This window comes from Rhizobium sp. BK661, from assembly GCF_024808825.1.
Taxonomy (GTDB): Bacteria; Pseudomonadota; Alphaproteobacteria; order Rhizobiales; family Rhizobiaceae; genus Rhizobium.
Genome location: NZ_JANTYT010000004.1, coordinates 128,990 through 149,195, shown reverse-complemented (window position 1 = coordinate 149,195; position 20,206 = coordinate 128,990). Strand labels below are relative to the sequence as shown.

The window sequence follows — 20,206 nt, the reverse complement described above, 5'->3', positions numbered from 1 at the left end:
CGCGTTGGCAACACAGCTTGCCTGCGCCTAGAGCAGCAGGAGGAAAAGAACTAGGGCCGCCCCAGCAAGCATTGAACAGCTGGCATAGAAGACAGAGATGCCATCCTCGATATCGGCGACAGTTGCCGTTTCACGCCCACTGCCGTTGATCATCGGCTCCATGACAACGATGCCGGAGTAAACTCGTGGCCCGGCAAGCTGTACATCCAGCGCGCCGGCCATTGCTGCTTCCGGTCGCCCGGAATTCGGCGAGCGGTGGAGGCCACCGTCGCGCGCAGCAATGCGAAGGGCCTCCTGGCAGGCGGTTCGCCCTCGCCGCAACCAGGCCCCGGCTGCGATAAGGAGAATCGAAAAGCGTGCCGCCGGCCAATTGGCGAAATCGTCCAGACGCGCCGCAGCCCAACCGAAATCGGCGTATCGCTCGGACTTGTGGCCGATCATCGAATCCGCCGTGTTCAGCATCTTGTAGGCAAATAGGCCGGGCAAGCCGAACACGGCATACCACAAAGCAGGCGCAACGACGCCATCCGAGAAATTCTCCGCCAGACTCTCGATCGCGGCGCGGCAGACGGCGGGCTCGTCCAATGTTTCCGGGTCACGCCCGACAATTCGCGAAACCGCCTGCCGGCCACCATCCAGGCCACCGTTTTTCAGACCGGCCGCAACAGCTCCCACGTGGTCGGCAAGGCTTTTTTGCGCCATGAAGACGGCAACGCACATAACCTCCAAAAGTATCCCGGCCACACCGAACAGCGAGAAGACCCAGTGCAACACGGCGCCGGCAACGGCACTCACGCTCAGGAGGCCGACAATCGACCAGACCCCATTACGCCGGCGCACGCGTTTGTGAAGCTCTTCCCGATTGAACATCCGGTCGATGCGCGAGATCGCATTTCCAAACAGCACGACTGGATGCTGCAGCCGCATCCACAGCGCATCCGGATCACCGACGATCCGGTCAAGCAAAAGGGCCAGAACCAGCACGAGGAGATTATGGTCAAGCGTCATGGTCTGAAACTCTGCAGTGCATTGGACAGCCGCTGGTCGCCAGCTACATCGGCGGCAAGACCGAAGCGCAACCATCGCGGCTCATAGTCGAATTTGCGGACCAGAATGTGATTCCGGCAAAGATGCTGGTGCAACTCGCCTGCCTGCTCATCGTCGACAAGCGCAAACAGATCGGTCCCGCCGATGACCTGTAGGCCGCCTTCTTCGAGAGTTCTGCGCAACACGCCGGCCCTTTCCGACAGCCGACGCTGTATTGCGGTGACATCCGATGCAAACAACTCTGTTGCGATCGAAAGCGCGGGCCCCGATACCGCCCAGGGCCCTTGCAGTTCTTCGAGCCGTCGCAGAATTGGCACCACGGCCACGACAAATCCCAGGCGCAATCCCGCCAGCCCGAAAAACTTGCCGAACGAACGACAGATGAGAACATTCGGTAGCTGTGCCACAAAGGGCACCAAGCTCAGCTCGGGGCATGTGTCGCCGAAGGCTTCATCCAGGACGACAAAAGCTCCCCTAGCGTGCACTTCCTTGCTGAATGCGACAAGTTCCTCCGGAGCATAGGCACGACCGGTGGGATTGTTCGGATTGGCGATGACGATAACTGCGTGCTCGGTTTCGACGTCATCCAAGCGGGTGACCAAATCAACGGAGCAGCCCGCCATCCTGAAGGCGCGCTCATATTCACCGTAGGTCGGCCCGAGAATCGCGACCCTCCCGGCAACCTCGAGGAGCCGCGGCAACAGCTGGATCACCGATTGCGTGCCCGGAACGGGGAGCGGCAAAATCTCGCCGCTGCGATAATAGCTCCGCGCCGCAGCGCGCGCCCGATCGACTAGATACCTGTCCGGCAGACGATGCCATGCGCGCATCGGGACATCGGGCAGCGGAACGGGGCACGGGTTAATCCCTGTGGAGAGATCGAGCCACTGCTCCAACTCGCCGCCATACATGACAGCTGCAGCCGTTATCCCGCCCCCGTGAACGATCGGGGTGTTCATCTTGTCCCCTCGGCAACGTCGATGAGATGCATATAGGATCCAGCAATCTGGCCACGCTGGAGGCCTGCTTGCCCGAGGTCGTTGCCCAAGGCATCCGTCACCTGGAAAAGCCGATCGGCCTTGCCTTCGGAAACCACGGCCGAATAGTGAAACTCGTGCGCCGTCATGGCTTTTTCGAAGTAGGGCGAGTTCAACGGCGTCACGCGTCGATAGCCGAGGTGCCGCTTGCGCTCCTCGTAGCTTGTGACGACTGGCAGGAGGCCGAGCATCTCGTGGCGCTTGCCGGCTCCGTCTATCAAGCCTTCGCCGAGAACCATGTATCCGCCGCACTCGCCGTAGATCCGCACGTCCTTAGCCGCGGCATCGAGAAGCCTTGCCCGGAAATTGCGCGCAGCGGCGATCCGCCCGGGATGCAGTTCGGGATAGCCGCCCGGAAGATAGATTGCGTCAGTCGTCGGATCCGGCCCCTCATCGGCAAGCGGTGAGAAGAATGAGATCTCCGCGCCGCGTCGGCGCCAGCCGAGCAACATATGTTCATAAGAGAAGGCAAAGGCGATGTCGCGGGCGACCGCAATCTTACTACCGAGCGGCGGTAGCCGCGCAATGTTCGCGGTGGATGGACGGTTCAGGCCTTGCCGCGCAATGCGCAGCAGAAACTCGAAATTGCATTCTTCCGATACGGCATCCGCCGCATGCTCTATGAAGCTCTCGAGCGTCTGGTGCTCTCCCGCCTGAACAAGCCCGAGATGTCTCTCAGGCAGGGCGATCTCATTGTCCCGGCGGACGACGGCAACGATCGGCATACGGATCGCTTCGAGCGCCCCGCGAAGCATCATCTCGTGACGATCGCCACCAACCTTGTTGAGGATCACGCCTGCGATGCGGACATCGGCGCGGAAACCCGCAAATCCTGTCACCAGCGCCGCCACCGACTGCGACATATGCGAGGCATCGACGACAAGCACGACGGAAAGGCCGAGCATGGCTGCGAGATCGGCCGCGGTCCCCTTGCCGTCGGTCGCACCATCGAAGAGCCCCATCATCGCTTCGATGATGAGAATGCGGTCTCCGGAGCGATGCAGGGTCGCATTGGCGGAGATCAATTCCGGCCGCATCGCCCACGGATCGAAGTTGAGACAGGCAACACCACTTGCCGCAGCGTGAAACGCCGGGTCGATATAATCTGGGCCCGCCTTGCCGGGCGCGATCGCAACACCGCGTTTGCGAAGCGCGCGCAGCAACCCCAGCGTCACCGTCGTCTTCCCCGATCCGGAGGAAGGAGCCGCAATCAACAAACCGCTCATGCCGTCTCCCTGCTGTTCGAGTCCCGAAACGGATCAGGGCGCAACCTGCGTCCTGCGAGTGCACCCAGCCAATCAAGCGACTGCCGCAGCCGCACGACCTCCCCGACAACGACGATCGCCGGTGGCTCAAGGCCGGAGGCAGCAACAGCCGAAGGAGCCTCAGCAAGTATGGTTTCAAGCACCTGCTGGTCACCGGTCGACGCGTTGCAGACGAAAGCGACCGGCTCTGTCGGAGAACGCCCCGCGGCAATCAGGTTCCTGCTGATCTGAGCGATATGCTTCATCGCCATGTACATGACGATCACCGGCGAGCCTTTTCCGATCGCTTCCCAATTGATGGCGTCCGGCACGATCCCCGAGGAGTCGTGCCCTGTCAGGAATGTCACCGCATGGTTGACATCGCGGTGGGTGACCGGAATGCCGGCATAAGCCAGCCCGCCGATCCCGGCGGTGATGCCCGGAACGATGCGAAACGGAATGTTGTGCTCGACCAGCGTCAGCGCTTCCTCGCCGCCACGACCGAAGACAAAGGGATCGCCGCCCTTGAGACGGAGGACGCGCTTACCGGCACGGGCGAGTTCGACAAGCCGAAGCGAAATATCGCGCTGCTTGGCAGACGGCTTGCCACCTCGCTTTCCCGCATATTCCAGCAAGGCGTCTGGCCTAGCGAGCTTGAGGCAGTCGGCGTTCACTAGTGCATCGTGGACCACGACGTCCGCCTCCGCCAAGCCCTTGGCCGCGAGAAGCGTCAGCAGCCCAGGCTCGCCCGGCCCTGCACCAACAAGCCAGACGCTGCCCGGCTCAAGAGCCGGCAGATGTGAAAACGCAGCTTCGATCATTGGCATGATCTATGCCCCACCGCTGGCAAGGTCAACGCCGCTGATCGGGCAGGCGCGAGATGTGAGCGCACACCTGCTCCGACCGTTCCATCGCGGGCAATCTTTATTTGCGATTCGCGCTCGGAAGCCCGCGTGACGAGAGCCAATCCTCAGGTCCGCAGCAGGGTATCGCGTATCAGACCGATGACCTTCTCAGATTCGATGCCGGTGCAGACCACCTGGCTTGGCAGGCCATCCCAATCACCCGGCGGGAAGCGGCGACCGTCCGGCTTCACGATCGTCTGTCCGTCGGCAATCCCGCCGCAGACAACCCGAACGGGACCGCTGACGATCGAGAACAGCTCGGGCGCGACGACGTAGACGCATGCGCAGCTGTCGTGAACCATCATGCCGTCTTCGACCGCATGCTTGTAAAAGTCGATGTAATCCTGCGAGAGGTCGTTCAGCAGCTTGACGGCGCCGTCGCCCTTGGCCGCAATGTCGGCAAGGTAGCCGCGGCTCATCGTCGTGATCGCGGTTACGTCGAGGCCAATGACGGCAACCTTCCAGGGTGCCGTCAGAACGATGTCGGCGGCCTCGGGATCGCCGTGGATGTTGGCTTCGGCGACCGGCGACACATTGCCGGGGACATAGAAGTTGCCGCCCATGATGACGACATCCTTCACGAGGCCGGCGATCTCCGGATCTTCCTTGATCGCCATCGCGAGGTTGGTCATGCGACCGACGGCAACCAGCCTGACCTCGCCGGGATTGGCGCGGACCGTATCAATGATGAAGCGATGAGCAGGCCGTGGGTCGAGCGGCAGATCGACGGTTTCAGGCACCTCGATGTTTCCGAGGCCGTTCTCGCCATGCACGAAGGTCGGCCACGTCCTTTCCTCGCGCGTCGGATCCACGGTCACGCTGGCCCCCTTGGCGACCGGCGCCGGAATGTTCCATTCGCGCTTGAGGAACAGCGCGTTGCGCGTCGTCGTCTCAACCGATGCGTTGCCGAAGACGGTGGTGATTCCGATCAGATCGATCTCGGGATGGCGGTGCAGGAAGAGCAGAGCCATTGCATCATCGACGCCCGGATCCGTGTCATAAATGACCTTGTGCATGAGTGTGCCTCTTTTCGTTATTGTCGCAGGGCAGCCGGACGGCGCCGCGAAGTCGGCGGTCACCATAACGTCCGCTAATCTTTCTGCAACAGGGCGCACGCAATCGCTGCCGTTGCGCGCGGCGACTTGATCTTCGGAACAACAAGCTCCCCGTTCGGTCCGATCGCCGCAAGCGCAGCGGATTCGGCGACCCCGTGGCACCCCACCCTGGCAAAAACAATCGCTGAAGGATTTTTCAGCCTCGGCGTTTCCTCCTCGAGCCGCACCGCAGCGAAGGTCAGAAACGGGACTGCGAGGTCATGGGCTATTTCACGGATCGCGCGCTCGTTGCCACGCGTATCAATGGAGGCAACGGCTGCCAATTCACCCGGGCCGATGCCCGCCGACGCCAGCGCGGCATTGGCAAGCTCAGTCACCTCGTCTACCGGTGTTCCACGCTCGCAGCCGAGACCGAGCACATACCGGCGCGACCCGTCGAATACATTTCCAGTCACGTGCGACAATGAAACCTGCCCCTGTGTCCACCAAGCCATTGCAGCACAGAGCCGGAAATGCAACATGCGCCGCATACCGTAGTCCAGAGTTTCCTCCTTGTCCGATCTTGCCCCTCATCTCGTCTTCATGCTGGCCGCAGCCGGGTTTTTCGCTGGCTTTGTCGATTCCATCGCCGGTGGCGGAGGCTTGATTACCGTCCCGGCGATGTTGATCGCAGGCATCCCACCGCTGCAGACGTTGGGCACCAACAAGGTGCAGTCGGTATTTGGGGCAGCTTCCGCGACGATCGCCTATGCCCGGAAGGGACATGTTCACCTGCGCACGCAGCTGCCGATGGCGCTGATGGCGGTTCTCGGCGGCTCGCTCGGCGCCGCCTTGGCAACAATTGTACCGGGAGATGTCCTTCGAGCGATCATGCCGGTCCTTCTGGTGGCAATCGCGCTCTATTTTGCGTTGAAGCCGAACCTCGGTGATGTCGACAAGCACCGCCGCATCTCGCCCTTTGTGTTCGGTCTGACGCTGGTGCCGGCCATTGGATTCTACGACGGTGTCTTTGGTCCGGGCACCGGATCGTTCTTCATGCTGTCCTTCGTGTCTCTTGCCGGCTTCGGCATGCTAAAGGCAACGGCGCACACCAAACTCCTGAACTTCGGCTCCAATGTCGGCGCCCTCGTTGTCTTTATTTCCTTCGGGGCGATCATCTGGAAGATCGGGCTGATGATGGGCGTCTGCCAGTTCCTGGGCGCGCAGCTAGGCTCGCGGCTCGCGATGCGCACTGGCGCGCGTCTGATCAAGCCTCTGCTGGTTCTTGTCTGCATCGCCTTCACGATCAAGCTTCTCGCCGATCCGGCCAATCCAATCCGCGTTTGGCTTGAAATCTGACGCCGCGTCCGATTACCTCCGGCGTAATTGAAGGGGCGCCGTCGCTTCTCCATGATCGCGATGCCTGGACGAACCGGGCGTCAACAGGAGATGATGCAATGACCGATGCGAACACCCTAGCCCAACGCTACATCGCGATCTGGAACGAGACGGAGGCGGCCCGCCGCAGCGCGTTGATCACGGAAAGCTGGCATGAGGCCGGCACCTACATCGATCCCTTGATGCGCGGCGTAGGCCACGACCAGATCAGCGCGCTTGTTGAAGCCGTGCATGCACGCTTCCCGGGTTTCCGGTTTGAACTTCTCGGTGCGGCCGATGGGTATGGCGACAATCTACGTTTTTCATGGGGCCTCGGACCGACGGGCGCCGAGCACCTCATAAAAGGCACTGATTTTGCAGTGCTCGAAGGTGGGCGGCTGAAGACCGTACACGGCTTCATCGATCAGCTTCCGGAAGCCGCGTGATGATGACACCCGCCCGCTCCCTTGGAGACTATCTCCGCGACTGGCGGCAGAAGCGCCGAATGAGCCAGCTCGACCTCGCGCTCGAGGCCGAAATCTCGCAGAGACATCTGAGCTTCATCGAGAGCGGGCGGTCGATCCCCAGCCGGGACATGCTGCTGCATCTGGCCGAACGGCTCGGCGTGCCGCTGCGCGATCGCAATCCAATGCTGCTTGCCGCCGGTTTTGCGCCGCTGTTTTCCGAGCGCTCGCTCGATGATCCGGCGCTCAAACCGGCGCGGCAGGCAGTCGACATGCTCCTCAAGGCACACGAGCCCTATCCCGCCCTTGCGATCGACCGCCACTGGACGTTGATTGCCGCCAATGACGCCATCGCCCCGCTTCTTGCCGGCATCGCAAATCGTACTTTGCTGGACGGCCCCATCAACGTCCTCCGTCTCAGCTTGCATCCCGACGGCTTGGCCCCGAAGATCGCCAACCTGCTGGAATGGCGGGCCCATCTCCTCGAGCGCCTGCACCAGCAGATTTCGGTTACAGGTGATCCAATCCTCGGCGAATTGCTGAAGGAATTATCCGCTTACCCGGTCTGCTGCGGCCGCGCGGAGATGAGCAGGAACGCCGACTATGCCGGTATCGCCGTCCCGCTCGAACTGGAAACAGAAGCAGGTTTGCTCTCGCTCCTGTCGACAACCACCGTTTTCGGCACGCCCGTGGACGTGACGCTCTCCGAACTTGCGATCGAATCCTTCTTCCCCGCCAACGAGCAGACGGCGACGATACTCATGCAAATTGCAAAGAGCGCAAGCTCCCAGGCGCTTTGATCAGAACTCGACGCCCGGTTGCCCCTTGATACCCGAGCGGAACGGATGCTTGATCAGCTCCATCTCGGTCACGAGATCAGCGATCTCGATCAGTTCGTCCTTGGCGTTGCGGCCGGTCAGGACGACATGAGTCATATACGGCTTCTCGTTCTTCAGGAATTCCACCACCTCATTGATGTCGAGGTAATCATATCGAAGTGCGATGTTGATCTCGTCGAGCAGCACCATGGAATTGCGCTCGTCGCGGATCAACTCTTTCGCCTTCTCCCAGGCGGCACCGGCCGCTGCCACATCGCGGGCGCGATCCTGCGTCTCCCAAGTGAAGCCCTCGCCCATGGTGTGGAACTGGCAGATGTCGGAGAAGTGCTTTTCGATCAGGTCGCGCTCGCCAGTCCACATCGCACCCTTGATGAACTGCACGACGGCCGAAGGCTTGCCATGCGCGATGTGCCGGAAGATCATCCCGAAGGCGGACGAAGACTTGCCCTTGCCCTTGCCGGTATGGACAATGATAAGGCCCTTCTCATCGGTCTTTGAGGCCATGATCTTGTCGCGGGCAGCCTTCTTCTTCGCCATCTTCTCGGCGTGGCGGGCGTCGTCGTGGCCAGCGGCTTCGGTGGTTTCGTCGGTCATCTCAATGTTCCCCGGATACAAGCTTGCCCTGATGCAAGCCGAATGTGTCTGAAAGGTCGAACCGCGCGGAATTGCTGCGCGGCGTCCAGAGGCGGCGATCGATCGCTTCCAGCAGCCGCTCCTTCATGTCGGCGAAGGCGGCGGGATTCTTCTCGATCATGAAATCGCGGACCTCAGCATCCACCACGAAAGCCTGGTACACGGCTTCGAAGTGATGGTTGCCAACGGCGCCCGTGGTTGCCGCAAAGGCAAAGAGGTAATCGACGGTCGCGGCAATCTCGAAGGCACCCTTGTAGCCATGGCGCATGACGCCATCGATCCACTTCGGATTGACGACGCGGCCACGCACGACGCGACCGATCTCTTCCTCCAGCGAACGGATCACCGGCTTCTCCGGCCTCGAATGGTCGTTGTGATAGATCGATGGCCGATCGCCCGCCAGCGTTTCGGCCGCAGCCGCCATCCCGCCCTCGAACTGGTAATAATCGTCGCTGTCGAGAAGGTCGTGTTCGCGATTGTCCTGGTTCTGCACGACTGCCTGGATCGAGCGCAGCCGTTCTTCGAAGACACCGCGCTCCGCCCGACCCTCTTCGCCAGCGCCATAAGCGTAGCTTCCCCAGACAAGGTAGGCCTCGGCCAGATCGGCGCGACGCTCCCATCCCTTTTCGTCGATCAGCGCCTGCAGACCGGCACCGTAAGCGCCTGGCTTCGAGCCGAAAATTCGATAGCCGGCCCGGCGGTCAGCCTGCGCTGCATCCAGTCCAGCGGCTTCAAGTCGGGCTGCTTCACCGCGCATGCGCTCGGCAATCGGATTGTCCGCAGCATCTTCTTCCAGCGCCCCGACGGCGCGGATTGCCTTATCGAACAGCGCGATCTGTTCTGGAAAGGCGTCCCGGAAGAAGCCGGAGATACGCAGCGTCACATCGACACGCGGCCGACGCAGCAGCGCCGGCGGAATGATTTCATAGCCGGTGACGCGCCGCGAGGTCATGTCCCACACCGGCTTCACACCGATCAGGGCGAGCGCCTGGGCGATATCGTCGCCGCCAGTGCGCATGTTCGAGGTGCCCCAGGCCGTCAGGCCGAAGGAGACCGGCCATTCGCCGTGATCCTGCACGTAACGGCGGACCAGCAGTTCCGCGGACTTTTTCCCGAGCTCATAGGCCGCCGGCGTCGGCACGGCCCGGCTGTCGACCGAGTAGAAATTTCGTCCGGTCGGCAGCACGTCCGGTCGGCCCCGCGTCGGAGCCCCGGATGGTCCCGGCGCCACGAAACGGCCGTCGAGCCCTCGAAGCAGGCCTTCGATCTCAGCCGTCCCGCAGGCGAGAACGGCAGGCTTGAGCCGCGTTTCGATCTCCGCGAGAACCGTGCGGGTGGCCTCCCAACTTTCCAGGCAACCAAACTCGCCGGCGACCAGCCGTGCCGCAAGCAGTTCGATCCGCTCGACGGTGTCGCCGTTCGTCCGCCATGTGGCATCCGTGACTCTTGCAAGAATACCGGGCAGTGGCCCGCTCCAAACTCCGGCCATGTCGCAGTCGAGCGGGTCGAACTCCAAGCACAGATCCGCGGCAATCGCACGCTGAAGGCTGCGGTCACCGCCCTGCCCGAGCCCGCGCGGAACCCTGGCCAGCGCCACCGTCAAATCCGTCAGCAGCCGGCCCTGCGGCGAGACGCCGAAGACATGCAGGCCGTCGCGGATCTGCAACTCCTTGAGATCGCAGAGATAGGCATCGAGCTTCTTCAATGCCGCGGTCTCGCTCTCTCCCTTGTCGATGCCGGCATCGCGATCGAGGCCGATATCCGCCACTAGTTCGAGGATCTGCTTGCTGAGAAGCCGAATGCGGCGCGGATCGCCGCCCGACGCCTCGTAATATTCGTCGACCAGCGCCTCCAGATCCTTCAGCGGTCCATAGCTCTCGGCGCGCGTTAGCGGCGGCGTCAGATGATCGATGATGACCGCGCCGGCGCGGCGCTTCGCCTGCGTTCCCTCGCCGGGATCGTTGACGATGAAGGGATAGAGATGCGGCATGGGGCCGAGGATGGCTTCCGGGTAGCATTCCTCTGACAGCGCCAGAGCCTTGCCGGGCAGCCATTCCAGATTGCCGTGCTTGCCCATGTGAATGACGGCGTGAGCGCCGAACTCATGGCGAAGGAAGGCATAGAAGGCGAGATAACCGTGCGGTGGGACGAGATCCGGAGAATGGTAGCTTTCCTTCGGATCGATGTTGTAGCCGCGCGCCGGCTGGATACCGACCAGCACCTGGCCAAGCCGCATGAACGGCAGCGCAAAGGCGCCATCCACGACATAGGGATCGGCCTCCGGTGCACCCCAGCGGGCGCCGATTTCATCCTGAATCTTTTTCGGAAGATTTTCGAAGAAAGCTTTGTAACGACTCAAGGAAAGCGATTCGCGGATAAGCTTGCCGTCGCTGCCGGAGTTCGTCGGCCCTTCCATGAGACGCCGGATCAGCGCGTCGCCATCGTCAGGCACGTCTGCAACCGAATAGCCGGCTGCGCACATGGCTTTGAGCACCTCAACGGTGCCTGCGGGGGTGTCCAGCCCGACCCCATTGCCGAGCCTGCCGTCACGGTTTGGATAATTCGCAAGGACAAGCGCGATGCGCCGCTCGCCGGCGGCCGTGGTGCGCAGCTGCGCCCAATTGGCCGCAAGTCGAGCGGTATAGCGCATCCGCTCGAGGTCGGGCTCGCTGCCGACGATGTTGACCTCGACCCTCGCATCGTAGCGGGCGGCTGATTTGAAGGAGACGGCACGCGACAGCACGCGGCCGTCCACCTCGGGCAGCGCGACGTTCATGCCGAGATCGCGCGCCGAAAGCCCCTGCGAAGACGCGGCCCAGGCCTCACGTGACGAGGCCGAAAAGATCGCCTGCAGCACGACGGCGTCGTTGGCCTCGAGAACGGTCGGCTCGCGATCCGCGCCCGGCGCCGACACGGCGAAACCAGTCGTGTTGATCACCACCTCGGGCTTGATGACATCAAACACGCTCTTCAGAATGCCCTTCGACACAGGATCCTTCAGACTGTAGGCGAATACCGGCAGCGGCCGGATACCTTCCGCCAGCAGCGTGTCGACCAGGGCCTCGACCGGTCGTGTCTCACCGCTCTGCACGAGCGCGCGATAGAAACTGATAGCTACAGTAGGGGCTCCGCTTTCCCAAGCAGCGCCAAGCCGCTCGTCGCAAGCCGCTGTCCAGTCGTCGACGCCAAGCACGCCCTTGCCCGGCCACCAGATGCCGGCCTTCATCAGCGGCGATGCCGCTTCCGGTTTCTCCGCTCCTGCCAACATCGCACCGGCATAGGCGAGAAACGCCCGAGAATTGCCGTCGCCACCCTCGATCAGGTAGGCCCAAAGCGCATTCAGATCCTCAAGCGGAACATTCGAAAACGGCGTCAAACCCGCATCCGGCTTAGAATCTCCCGGTAAAACCGCAATCAGCGCGCCGGATCGCGCCGCCGCGGCATGAAGCGCCTCCAGCGCATAGTGAAAGTAGCTGGCGCCACCCAGCGCCCTCACGACGATCAGCTTCGCATGCCGGGCCGTCCGCTCGATGTAGGCATCGACCGACATCGGATGCTTGAGGCTCATCAGGCTTGCCAGCCGCAGCGAGAAGCCGGCCGCCGCTTCGTCATAAGCGGCGGCGATCGCGGCAAGCTCGGTATCGGCGGCTGACAGGAACAGGACGTCGCCGGGAGACTGACCGAGATCGATCGCCTCCTCGCCGTCGCTGATCGTTCCCTGCTGTGCCAGAAGCAGATGCATTAGACTGCCTTATGCCAGCGCTTCGATCGCCTTGCGCACCGCTGCCTCGTCCATTTCGTGCAGACCGATGACAACAAGACGGGTGCCGCGCGCTTCGCCAGGCGCCCAGGCGCGATCGAAATAGTGGTCGATACGGCTGCCGACTGCCTGCAACTGCAGACGCATCGGCTTGCCGGGGACATCGACGAATCCCTTGAGCCGCAGCACGTCATGCTCGCCGATGATGCCTTTCAGGGCATCTACGAAGGCTGCCGGATCGGCAATAGCGCCGAGTTCCACCACGAAGCTGTCGAACTCATCGTGATCGTGGGGAACGCCATCCTCATGCTCGAGCTCATGATGAGACTTGCGATTGACCACATCGCCTTCGGTGCCAACGCCGAGCCCGAGCAGCACGCTCGCGGGAACCTCGCCGTTGCGCGCCTCGATCATGACGGGCTTGCGGGCAATGCGCGACGCGACCTCATCGCGCACGCGGCCAAGACCGTCGGCATCGAGAAGATCGGTCTTGTTGAGCACGATCAGATCGGCGCAGGTCAGCTGGTCCTCGAAAAGCTCCTCGATCGGGCTCTCGTGGTCGAGCGACTCGTCTTCCACGCGGCGAGCCTCGACGGCATCGTGATCATCGGCAAAGCGGCCGGCGGCAACGGCGGCGCTGTCGACGACAGTAATCACGCCATCGACAGTGACCTGCGTGCGGATATCAGGCCAGTTGAAGGCGGCAACGAGCGGCTGCGGCAGCGCCAGGCCGGAAGTTTCGATGACGATGTGGTCGGGGCGCTGCTCGCGCTCCAGAAGCTTGGTCATCGTCGGAATGAAGTCGTCGGCCACCGTGCAGCAGATGCAGCCGTTGGTCAGCTCGATAATGTCATCCTCGGTGCAGTTCTCCGCGCCGCAGCCCTTCAGCACGTCGCCGTCGACGCCGAGATCGCCGAACTCGTTGATGATAAGCGCGATCTTCTTGCCGTTCGTGTTGGAAAGCAGATTGCGGATCATCGTCGTCTTGCCGGCGCCGAGGAAGCCGGTGATGACGGTCGCCGGAATTTTCTGCTGGTTCATGAATTCAACCCTTCATCTTCAGCGGCAGACCTGCCGCGATAAAATACACATCCGCGGCCTCGGCCGCGATCATTTGATGCAAGCGACCGGCGTGATCGCGGAACTCCCGCGCCATGCGGTTCTCAGGAACGATACCGAGACCGACCTCGTTGGAAACGATGACGAGCCGAGCACGCGCTGTCGCCAGATACGCGGCAAGCGAAGCAAACTCGGCCTCCATGTCGCGCGCCTCCATCATCAGATTGGTAACCCAAAGCGTCAGGCAATCGACGAGGATCGCCCGCCCCTCGCCGTCGATCGCTCGCAGGCAGCCGACTAGATCAAGAGGCTCTTCATGGGTGTGCCAGAGCTCGCCACGATCGGCCTTGTGCTTGTCGATCCGGGCGCGCATTTCCTCGTCCCAGGCCCGGCCCGTCGCCACGTAATGGCGCTCCAGCTCGCTTGAGGCGACCAGTTGTTCGGCAAAACGTGATTTTCCCGAGCGCGCGCCGCCCAGGACGAAGGTCGCACCGGAGGATATCGGGCTCATGGCAGATGATATCCGATCTGCGGGACGCTGCCGCAAAGGAGCGGAATGGCTGTTGGACGCAGCCGAAAACTCTTTTGTTCAGCCATGACAACCTCCGTGCTGGCAGCGGGCATAAGCCCAGGGATGGGCTTCTCGCCCGGCACGGTTGGCAGGTCTCCTGGCTCGCGGGTCTTGGCCGCGATCGGGGCGGACCGGAAACCGGTCGCCCCAGATCGTGCCAGCGGATTTTCCTCGCCTTCCCGGCTGCATTTCATGAAAAGGCGGACGATTCGTAGACGTAAGAGGCGTCCTGCCCCGGTTGATCATGATGCACTGCCAGTGACTTTTCCGTCGCCATCTCCGCGCCGCCCGCCTGCACCATTGCAGGCTGTCATCAACGCGAAAACAACGCCGGACGGAAAACCCTGACCGCTCTACAGTCGCGGGGTCGGCTATGATGACGGTGCCCGGATTGGGTCCACCGCTTCACATTCCCTTTTCATCCGCACCGATTCAACCGGTCCGGAACCATCCGTTGTGAACTCATCGTTAGGCAAGGCCCTTGGTGAAGTCAATCGGAAGCCGATGCGCGCCTCGGCACGGTATACTGCCGGACCCGCTCTCAACACGACCTTCTCTACCAAATTCATCGTCTTTTATCAGTTACTTACGTCACAAATTATTGTTGCGATCGCCGGTCTTTTGCCGCAATTGCGTCGCAAGCGGGTCGCGCCACCGATTTGCCCTTCCCTCCCTTCCACTTGATCGCGCCCACTGCCGCCTAGTTTTCCCGTGATGCTCCTAAGAATCGATATCCGCCGTTTCGGTCCATTCCATACCCTTCTCGACATCGGGCGGATGCGCGCACTGCTGCGACGCACTGAGCTGGGGATGGTCATCGCGGGCGCGATCGTCGGCGTTATCTCCGGACTTGCGGTGACGGGCATGAGCCTCGTTTCCCGCGAAATGCACAGTCTGATCTTCGGAATCAGCGATATCGAGCGGCTGAGTTCCTCGCAGATCGACAACAAGCTGCTGTTGCTGACGGCGCCTGTCTGCGGCGGCATACTATTGGGTCTGATGCTCTTCGTGCTTGCCAAAACGCGCAAGAAGCCGATGGTTGACCCGATCGAGGCTAACGCGCTGCATGGCGGCCGACTATCGCTCACCGACAGTATTCTGGTGGCGGTCCAGAACCTCATTTCGAACGGCTTCGGCGCTTCAGTGGGCCTAGAGGCCGGCTACACGCAGCTGGCGGCGGGACTGGCCTCGAAGCTTGGACTGAAGCTGCAGCTTCGCCGATCGGATCTGCGCGTTCTCGTCGGATGCGGTGCCTCGGGTGCGATTGCGGCGGCCTTCAACGCTCCGCTGACCGGCGCCTTCTATGCGTTTGAGCTGATCATCGGCTCATATACCATCGTCTCGCTGACGCCGGTCGTCGTTTCCGCACTGGTATCGACCCAAATTGCACGCCTGCTGGCCGGCAGCGATTTTCTTATTGACGTCGGTGACTTTGGAACCGTCATGCCTGCAGACTACGTTCCGGCGCTGTTACTCGGTGCATTCTGCGCCGGCGTTGGCATCATGATCATGCAGGGCGTCGCCTGGATCGAGGAATTGGCTCGCCGGAGTTCCATTGCAACGCCGCTGCGCCCTGCCCTTGGCGGCATCGTCGTCGGCCTGCTCGCGCTGATTACGCCGCAGGTGCTGTCGGCCGGTCACGGTGCACTGCACCTCAATCTCGGCCGCGATGTCGCAATTCCGGTGCTTGTCGGCCTTCTTCTTCTCAAGGCATTCGCTTCGGCTATCTCGATCGGTTCCGGCTTCAGAGGCGGCCTATTCTTCGCGTCCCTGTTCATGGGTGCACTCCTCGGCAAGCTCTTCGCCTATTCGGCACCCTATTTCGCTCATGCGACGCTGACACCCGTCATCTACGCGGTCGTCGGCATGAGTTCGCTTGCGGTCGCCGTCATCGGTGGACCGTTGACGATGACGTTTCTTGCGCTCGAGATTACCGGCGACTTTCCGATCACGGCGCTCGTGCTTGCGGCGGTGATCACCTCCTCGCTAGTCGTGCGCAGCACCTTCGGTTACTCCTTCGCAACATGGCGCTTCCACCTGCGCGGCGAGAGCATCCGGAGCGCGCACGATGTCGGCTGGATCCGTAACCTGACCGTTGACCGGCTGATGCGCGCCGACGTGAAGACGGCGAATGCCGCCCTCACCATCGACGAGTTCAAGGAGCGCTTCCCCATCGGTTCGGCGCAGCGCGTTGTCCTGGTTGATGACACCGGCAAATACAGCGGCCTGGTGCTCGTTCCCGATATCTACGCAAACCTGACCGACACCGACGAGACCGGCAAGGATCTGGGAGAATTCATCCGCTTCAAGAACGATTTCCTGCAACCGCAAATGAACGCCAAGCAGGCAGCAGCGATCTTTGACAAGACCGAAAGCGAAGCGCTGGCGGTCGTCAATAATCTGATTGAGCGGAAAGTCGTCGGGCAGCTGAGCGAGGCCTACACCCTACGCCGCTATAGCGAAGAACTGGACCGCCGCCGCCGCGAAATCTCCGGCGAGATCTAACTGAGGAGTTCGTCGAGCCAACGCCCGTCGAGACAGGCCTCGAGTTCTGCTGCAATGTCGTCGAGAGCTTTCTCGACGCCAGCACGGTAATCGGTCCTCTCGCCCGCAAGGCCAAAACTCTGCAGCAAGCGGGAACGGTAGGCGTCACTCGCGAAGAGCCCGTGCAGATAGGTGCCGGCGACCCGGCCGTCTGCCGACACGGCCCCATCCGGCTTTCCGTCAACGATCGCGAACGGACGGCCGCAGTCTTCGCCGGACGTAACGCCAAGATGGATCTGGTAGCCTGAAAGCGGTGAACCGTCTTCCACCATCGTCGCGACGCTGTTGCGGACTGTCTTTTCGGGCGCCATCTCCGTCTCGACGTCAAGCAGCCCCAGCCCCTCTACCTCCAAGGTAGAGCCTTCAATGCCGAGGGGATCATGCACCTTGCGTCCGAGCATCTGATAGCCGCCGCAAATGCCCATGACCCGCCCGCCGCGTTTTACATGGACCAGAAGATCGGAATCCCAAGCCTGAGCGCGCATATCCGCCAGATCCGATACCGTTGATTTTGAACCTGGCAAGATCACCAAGCCGGCGTCCGCAGGCAGCCGCTCGCCGGCGCGAACAAAAACCAACTCGACATCCGGCTCGGCCCTTAGCGGATCGAGGTCGTCGAAATTTGCGATCCTGGAAAAGACCGGCACGGCGACCTTGAGTGCTCCGGTGCCGCCGCGCGCCAGCTTCTCCAACGCAACCGAATCCTCGGCTGGCAAGCGGGAGGCGTCCTTGAGCCACGGCACGACACCAAAGCACGACCATCCCGTAAAGTGCCGCACCGCCTCGATGCCGGCATCGAAGAGCGAAACGTCGCCACGGAACTTATTGATGATATAGCCGGATATCATTGCCCGGTCCTCGTCGGGCAAAATCGTGTGGGTGCCGACCAGCGAAGCGATCACGCCTCCACGATCGATGTCACCGACAAGTATCACCGGCACGCCGGCACGGGTCGCAAATCCCATATTGGCAATGTCGCCCGCCCTGAGGTTGATTTCTGCCGGCGAACCCGCGCCTTCCACGATCACCAGATCCGCCCCGGTAGAAACCTCGGAAAAGCTCTGCATCACGTAATCGAGAAGCGTCGGTTTGAGCTTCTGATAGTCCCGTCCCTTGGCCTGCCCCCAGACCTTGCCCTGGACGATGATCTGGCTGCCGTATTCCGATTGCGGCTTGAGCAACACGGGGTTCATGTGCACCGAAGACGGCACCCGCGCAGCGAGCGACTGCAGCCATTGTGCCCGGCCGATCTCTCCGCCGTCATCAGCAACCGCTGCATTGTTCGACATGTTCTGCGGCTTGAACGGACGAACTGAAAGGCCACGGTTGGCAGCAAGCCTGCAAAGACCCGCGACAAGAACCGTCTTGCCGACATCGGAGCCGGTCCCTTGCAGCATGATAGCCTTGGTCATTGTCGCGAAACTCCGGGGAACTTGACCCGGACTACAATGGCCTCTCTGCTGCGGTCAATTGCAAGCCCTGAAAATGCGAAGGCCGCGTCAACCGTTTCCAGTTGCGCGGCCTGCCGAAATACGCTGGCACATTCGCCCATACACGGCGAAGCTCACGTTCTCCGGGACGCTCTACCTGATCCGGAGAAGCAGCGGTGTCCCCCGCTACGCAACAACAGATAGCGCCACATTGTTACCGGAGGGTTAGCAAGCGATTAAGCAAAGATGAATTTCGTATTTTTCTGACATTTCTTGATGATCCAGGCGTCGCAGGCGGCTCCATGGGGAGATCTCGAATACCAACCGCAATCTTCTGCGGAACTATCATTACCGATTTCAAATCAGGCGCTTAGACTCCCTGCTTCACGCGCAGAAGACAATTGATTTCCGCAGCCGAACGCGTAGGCTGCCCTGCAAGGCGTCAGGACGAACGCCACAGCAACAGCCTGCAGAAACAGCAAGAGCCTCCTCCGCAAACTGCGGAACGCCTAGGTTGTAGCCGCGACAGCAAGAATGGGAACGCAAGATGAGATTTCTCTGCACGTCAATCCTGCTTGCCGCAGGAGTTTGTGCAGCCGCCGCGACGGCGCGGGCTGCTGAATGCGGCAACGTCACCATCGCTGAAATGAAATGGGCGTCGGCGGGTATTGCCGCCAACTTCGACAAGTTTATTCTCGAGAAGGGTTACGGCTGCTCGGTCAGGATCGTCCCGGGTGACACGATGCCGACGTTCCTTTCGATGGACGGAAAGGGTGAGCCCGATATCGCTTCCGAATTCTGGATCAATTCGGTGCGCTCCGAACTCGACATGGCGGTCAAGGAAGGCAAGCTGATCCAGGCTGCTGAAATCCTCTCGGAGGGCGCGGTCGAAGGTTGGTGGATACCGAAATTCATCGCAGATGCGAACCCGGATATCCGCAGCGTCGAGGACGCACTCAAGCATCCGGAGCTATTCCCGGCATCCGACAATGCATCGCAGGGCGCCGTCCATAGTTGTCCTGTCGGGTGGAGCTGCCAGATTTCGACATCCAATCTCTTCCGCGCGCTGGGGGCTGAACGGGACGGGTTTCAACTTGTCGAAGCCAGCAGCCCACAGGACCTCGATGATTCCATCGCAAATGCATTCCAGAAAAAGGCCGGCTGGCTTGGCTACTACTGGGCCCCCACCGCCATCCTTGGCAAATACGACATGACACGCCTGAGCTTCGGCGTCGCTCATGACAAGGCAGAGTGGGACAAATGCACCTCGATCCCGGGTTGCGCTCGGCCGCAGGTCAACTCCTACCCGGTCTCGCGGGCCCATACGATTGTCACCAAAGCCTTTGCCGACCGGGCCGGACCGGCCATGGATTACCTTAAGCTTCGCTCATGGGACAATACGACGATCAACGAGGTGCTCGCCTGGCAGGACGAAAACCAGAAGAGCAACGAGGAAGCCACGGAGTACTTCCTTCAGAATTATTCGGCCCTATGGACCAAGTGGGTTCCTGCCGACGTCGCAGAAAAGGTCAAGGCCGGGCTCTAGGACGAACAACGATCTCGGCCAATGACAAAGTCTTCCCTCCGGAGGCATCGGTTTCCTATAAGCACCGACCGCTTGGTCGCCCGAATCGCGCCCGCTTGCCCAGACGAGGAAAATACAGATGACATCCGCTCCGTTTCCCGACCGCGACACGATCGCCTCGAAGCTTGCCAGCCTTGACGAACAGGAGAAATCCTACGTTGCCTTGCTGATGGAAAATGTGGCGCAGGACGAAAACGTCATTGATGGCCTTCACCGCCATCTGAACAACGCAGCCAGTGCGCCGTTTCTGAACACGCTGAAACTCGAAAATCTTGGGAAATGGATTGGCGAGACAGCGCCTGCCCGCCTGCAGATACGACTGATGGAGGCAGCGAAATCAAGCCAGCATCCGGCTTACATGGCGTTCCGGACTGGGCTTTCGCGTTCCGGCGGGTTGGAAAACGCTTACCCGCCGGCTGCGATCTGAGGTCTTGTTACCTGGTGGCGGCGCGGCCGACCGAACGACCTGCATCCTGGGTCGCGTTCACCGCGTTTGCCGTATCCCGGCCAATACCGCGGATCGTGTTTCCACACGAGGAAAGTACGAGCAGAATTGCGAGGGCTGAGCCGATCTTGGCCATTATCGTCATTGCGAAATCCTTCTTTCTCAGTCGTCCGAGCGCGGGCGACTCCCGCCGCGCGAATTAAACCCCGGAGGAAGAAAAAAGGTCACCGCA

18 protein-coding genes and 1 riboswitch are annotated in these 20,206 nt (G+C 61.5%); of the genes, 6 read left to right on the top strand and 12 right to left on the bottom strand.

Annotated features, from left to right (window positions below):
- Window positions 1–27 precede the first annotated feature (27 nt).
- The 6 genes from cbiB to FHX16_RS11380 all read right to left on the bottom strand — a co-directional run bounded on the left by cbiB (window position 28) and on the right by FHX16_RS11380 (window position 5,782).
- Complete coding sequence (cbiB, locus tag FHX16_RS11405; protein ID WP_183862837.1) at window positions 28–1,008, bottom strand: adenosylcobinamide-phosphate synthase CbiB; 981 nt, start codon at window positions 1,006–1,008, stop codon at window positions 28–30.
- Window positions 1,005–2,006, bottom strand: a complete 1,002-nt coding sequence (gene cobD, locus FHX16_RS11400; RefSeq protein WP_183862839.1) for a threonine-phosphate decarboxylase CobD — start codon at window positions 2,004–2,006, stop codon at window positions 1,005–1,007. Before cobD ends, cbiB begins: the two co-directional genes overlap by 4 nt.
- Complete coding sequence (locus FHX16_RS11395) at window positions 2,003–3,310, bottom strand: cobyrinate a,c-diamide synthase (protein ID WP_183862841.1); 1,308 nt, start codon at window positions 3,308–3,310, stop codon at window positions 2,003–2,005. The genes cobD and FHX16_RS11395 overlap by 4 nt, the downstream gene beginning before the upstream one ends.
- Window positions 3,307–4,149, bottom strand: coding sequence for a uroporphyrinogen-III C-methyltransferase (cobA, locus tag FHX16_RS11390; protein WP_183863028.1), 843 nt, complete (start codon window positions 4,147–4,149; stop codon window positions 3,307–3,309). The genes FHX16_RS11395 and cobA overlap by 4 nt, the downstream gene beginning before the upstream one ends.
- A 149-nt stretch (window positions 4,150–4,298) precedes the next feature.
- Window positions 4,299–5,249: a nucleoside hydrolase gene (locus FHX16_RS11385; protein WP_259128247.1), complete on the bottom strand. Its 951-nt coding sequence runs from the start codon at window positions 5,247–5,249 to the stop codon at window positions 4,299–4,301.
- Between the two features lie 74 nt (window positions 5,250–5,323).
- A complete protein-coding gene (locus FHX16_RS11380) occupies window positions 5,324–5,782 on the bottom strand; it encodes a cobalamin biosynthesis protein (RefSeq protein WP_210296704.1) in 459 nt (152 codons plus the stop codon).
- A 58-nt stretch (window positions 5,783–5,840) separates the two neighbouring features.
- On the opposite strand from FHX16_RS11380, the gene FHX16_RS11375 reads away from it, so the two are divergent.
- From FHX16_RS11375 to FHX16_RS11365, 3 genes are all read left to right on the top strand, one after another.
- Window positions 5,841–6,626: a TSUP family transporter gene (locus FHX16_RS11375; protein ID WP_183862845.1), complete on the top strand. Its 786-nt coding sequence runs from the start codon at window positions 5,841–5,843 to the stop codon at window positions 6,624–6,626.
- 98 nt (window positions 6,627–6,724) lie between these two features.
- Window positions 6,725–7,090, top strand: a complete 366-nt coding sequence (locus tag FHX16_RS11370) for a nuclear transport factor 2 family protein (protein WP_183862848.1) — start codon at window positions 6,725–6,727, stop codon at window positions 7,088–7,090.
- 2 nt (window positions 7,091–7,092) lie between these two features.
- A complete protein-coding gene (locus tag FHX16_RS11365; RefSeq protein ID WP_183863032.1) occupies window positions 7,093–7,908 on the top strand; it encodes a helix-turn-helix domain-containing protein in 816 nt (271 codons plus the stop codon).
- Here the strand turns inward: FHX16_RS11365 and cobO are convergent, their stop codons facing one another.
- From cobO to cobU, 4 genes are read right to left on the bottom strand one after another with little or no spacing between them, the layout of a single operon-like run.
- Window positions 7,909–8,541, bottom strand: a complete 633-nt coding sequence (cobO, locus tag FHX16_RS11360; RefSeq protein WP_113363901.1) for a cob(I)yrinic acid a,c-diamide adenosyltransferase — start codon at window positions 8,539–8,541, stop codon at window positions 7,909–7,911.
- A gap of 1 nt (window position 8,542) precedes the next feature.
- Window positions 8,543–12,322, bottom strand: coding sequence for a cobaltochelatase subunit CobN (gene cobN / locus FHX16_RS11355; protein WP_183862850.1), 3,780 nt, complete (start codon window positions 12,320–12,322; stop codon window positions 8,543–8,545).
- 9 nt (window positions 12,323–12,331) lie between these two features.
- Window positions 12,332–13,381, bottom strand: coding sequence for a cobalamin biosynthesis protein CobW (cobW, locus tag FHX16_RS11350; protein ID WP_259128227.1), 1,050 nt, complete (start codon window positions 13,379–13,381; stop codon window positions 12,332–12,334).
- A gap of 4 nt (window positions 13,382–13,385) precedes the next feature.
- The gene (gene cobU, locus FHX16_RS11345) at window positions 13,386–13,910 is read right to left on the bottom strand and encodes a bifunctional adenosylcobinamide kinase/adenosylcobinamide-phosphate guanylyltransferase (protein WP_259128223.1); all 525 of its coding nucleotides are present in this window, start codon (window positions 13,908–13,910) and stop codon (window positions 13,386–13,388) included.
- A 129-nt stretch (window positions 13,911–14,039) separates the two neighbouring features.
- Window positions 14,040–14,437, bottom strand: a riboswitch (cobalamin riboswitch).
- Between the two features lie 247 nt (window positions 14,438–14,684).
- Here cobU and FHX16_RS11340 point away from each other — a divergent pair.
- Window positions 14,685–16,475 carry a chloride channel protein gene (locus FHX16_RS11340; RefSeq protein ID WP_183756300.1) on the top strand — a complete coding sequence of 597 codons (1,791 nt, stop codon included), beginning with the start codon at window positions 14,685–14,687 and terminating at the stop codon, window positions 16,473–16,475.
- Here the strand turns inward: FHX16_RS11340 and FHX16_RS11335 are convergent.
- Window positions 16,472–17,926 carry a cobyric acid synthase gene (locus FHX16_RS11335; RefSeq protein ID WP_183862855.1) on the bottom strand — a complete coding sequence of 485 codons (1,455 nt, stop codon included), beginning with the start codon at window positions 17,924–17,926 and terminating at the stop codon, window positions 16,472–16,474. The genes FHX16_RS11340 and FHX16_RS11335 overlap by 4 nt on opposite strands.
- Before the next feature lie 565 nt (window positions 17,927–18,491).
- On the opposite strand from FHX16_RS11335, the gene FHX16_RS11330 reads away from it, so the two are divergent.
- The gene (locus tag FHX16_RS11330; protein ID WP_259128205.1) at window positions 18,492–19,490 is read left to right on the top strand and encodes a glycine betaine ABC transporter substrate-binding protein; all 999 of its coding nucleotides are present in this window, start codon (window positions 18,492–18,494) and stop codon (window positions 19,488–19,490) included.
- Window positions 19,491–19,608: 118 nt separating this feature from the next.
- Window positions 19,609–19,956, top strand: a complete 348-nt coding sequence (locus tag FHX16_RS11325; RefSeq protein WP_183862859.1) for a hypothetical protein — start codon at window positions 19,609–19,611, stop codon at window positions 19,954–19,956.
- Between the two features lie 7 nt (window positions 19,957–19,963).
- On the opposite strand, the gene FHX16_RS11320 is transcribed toward FHX16_RS11325, so the two are convergent.
- A complete protein-coding gene (locus FHX16_RS11320; RefSeq protein WP_183862861.1) occupies window positions 19,964–20,119 on the bottom strand; it encodes an entericidin in 156 nt (51 codons plus the stop codon).
- Window positions 20,120–20,206 lie beyond the last annotated feature (87 nt).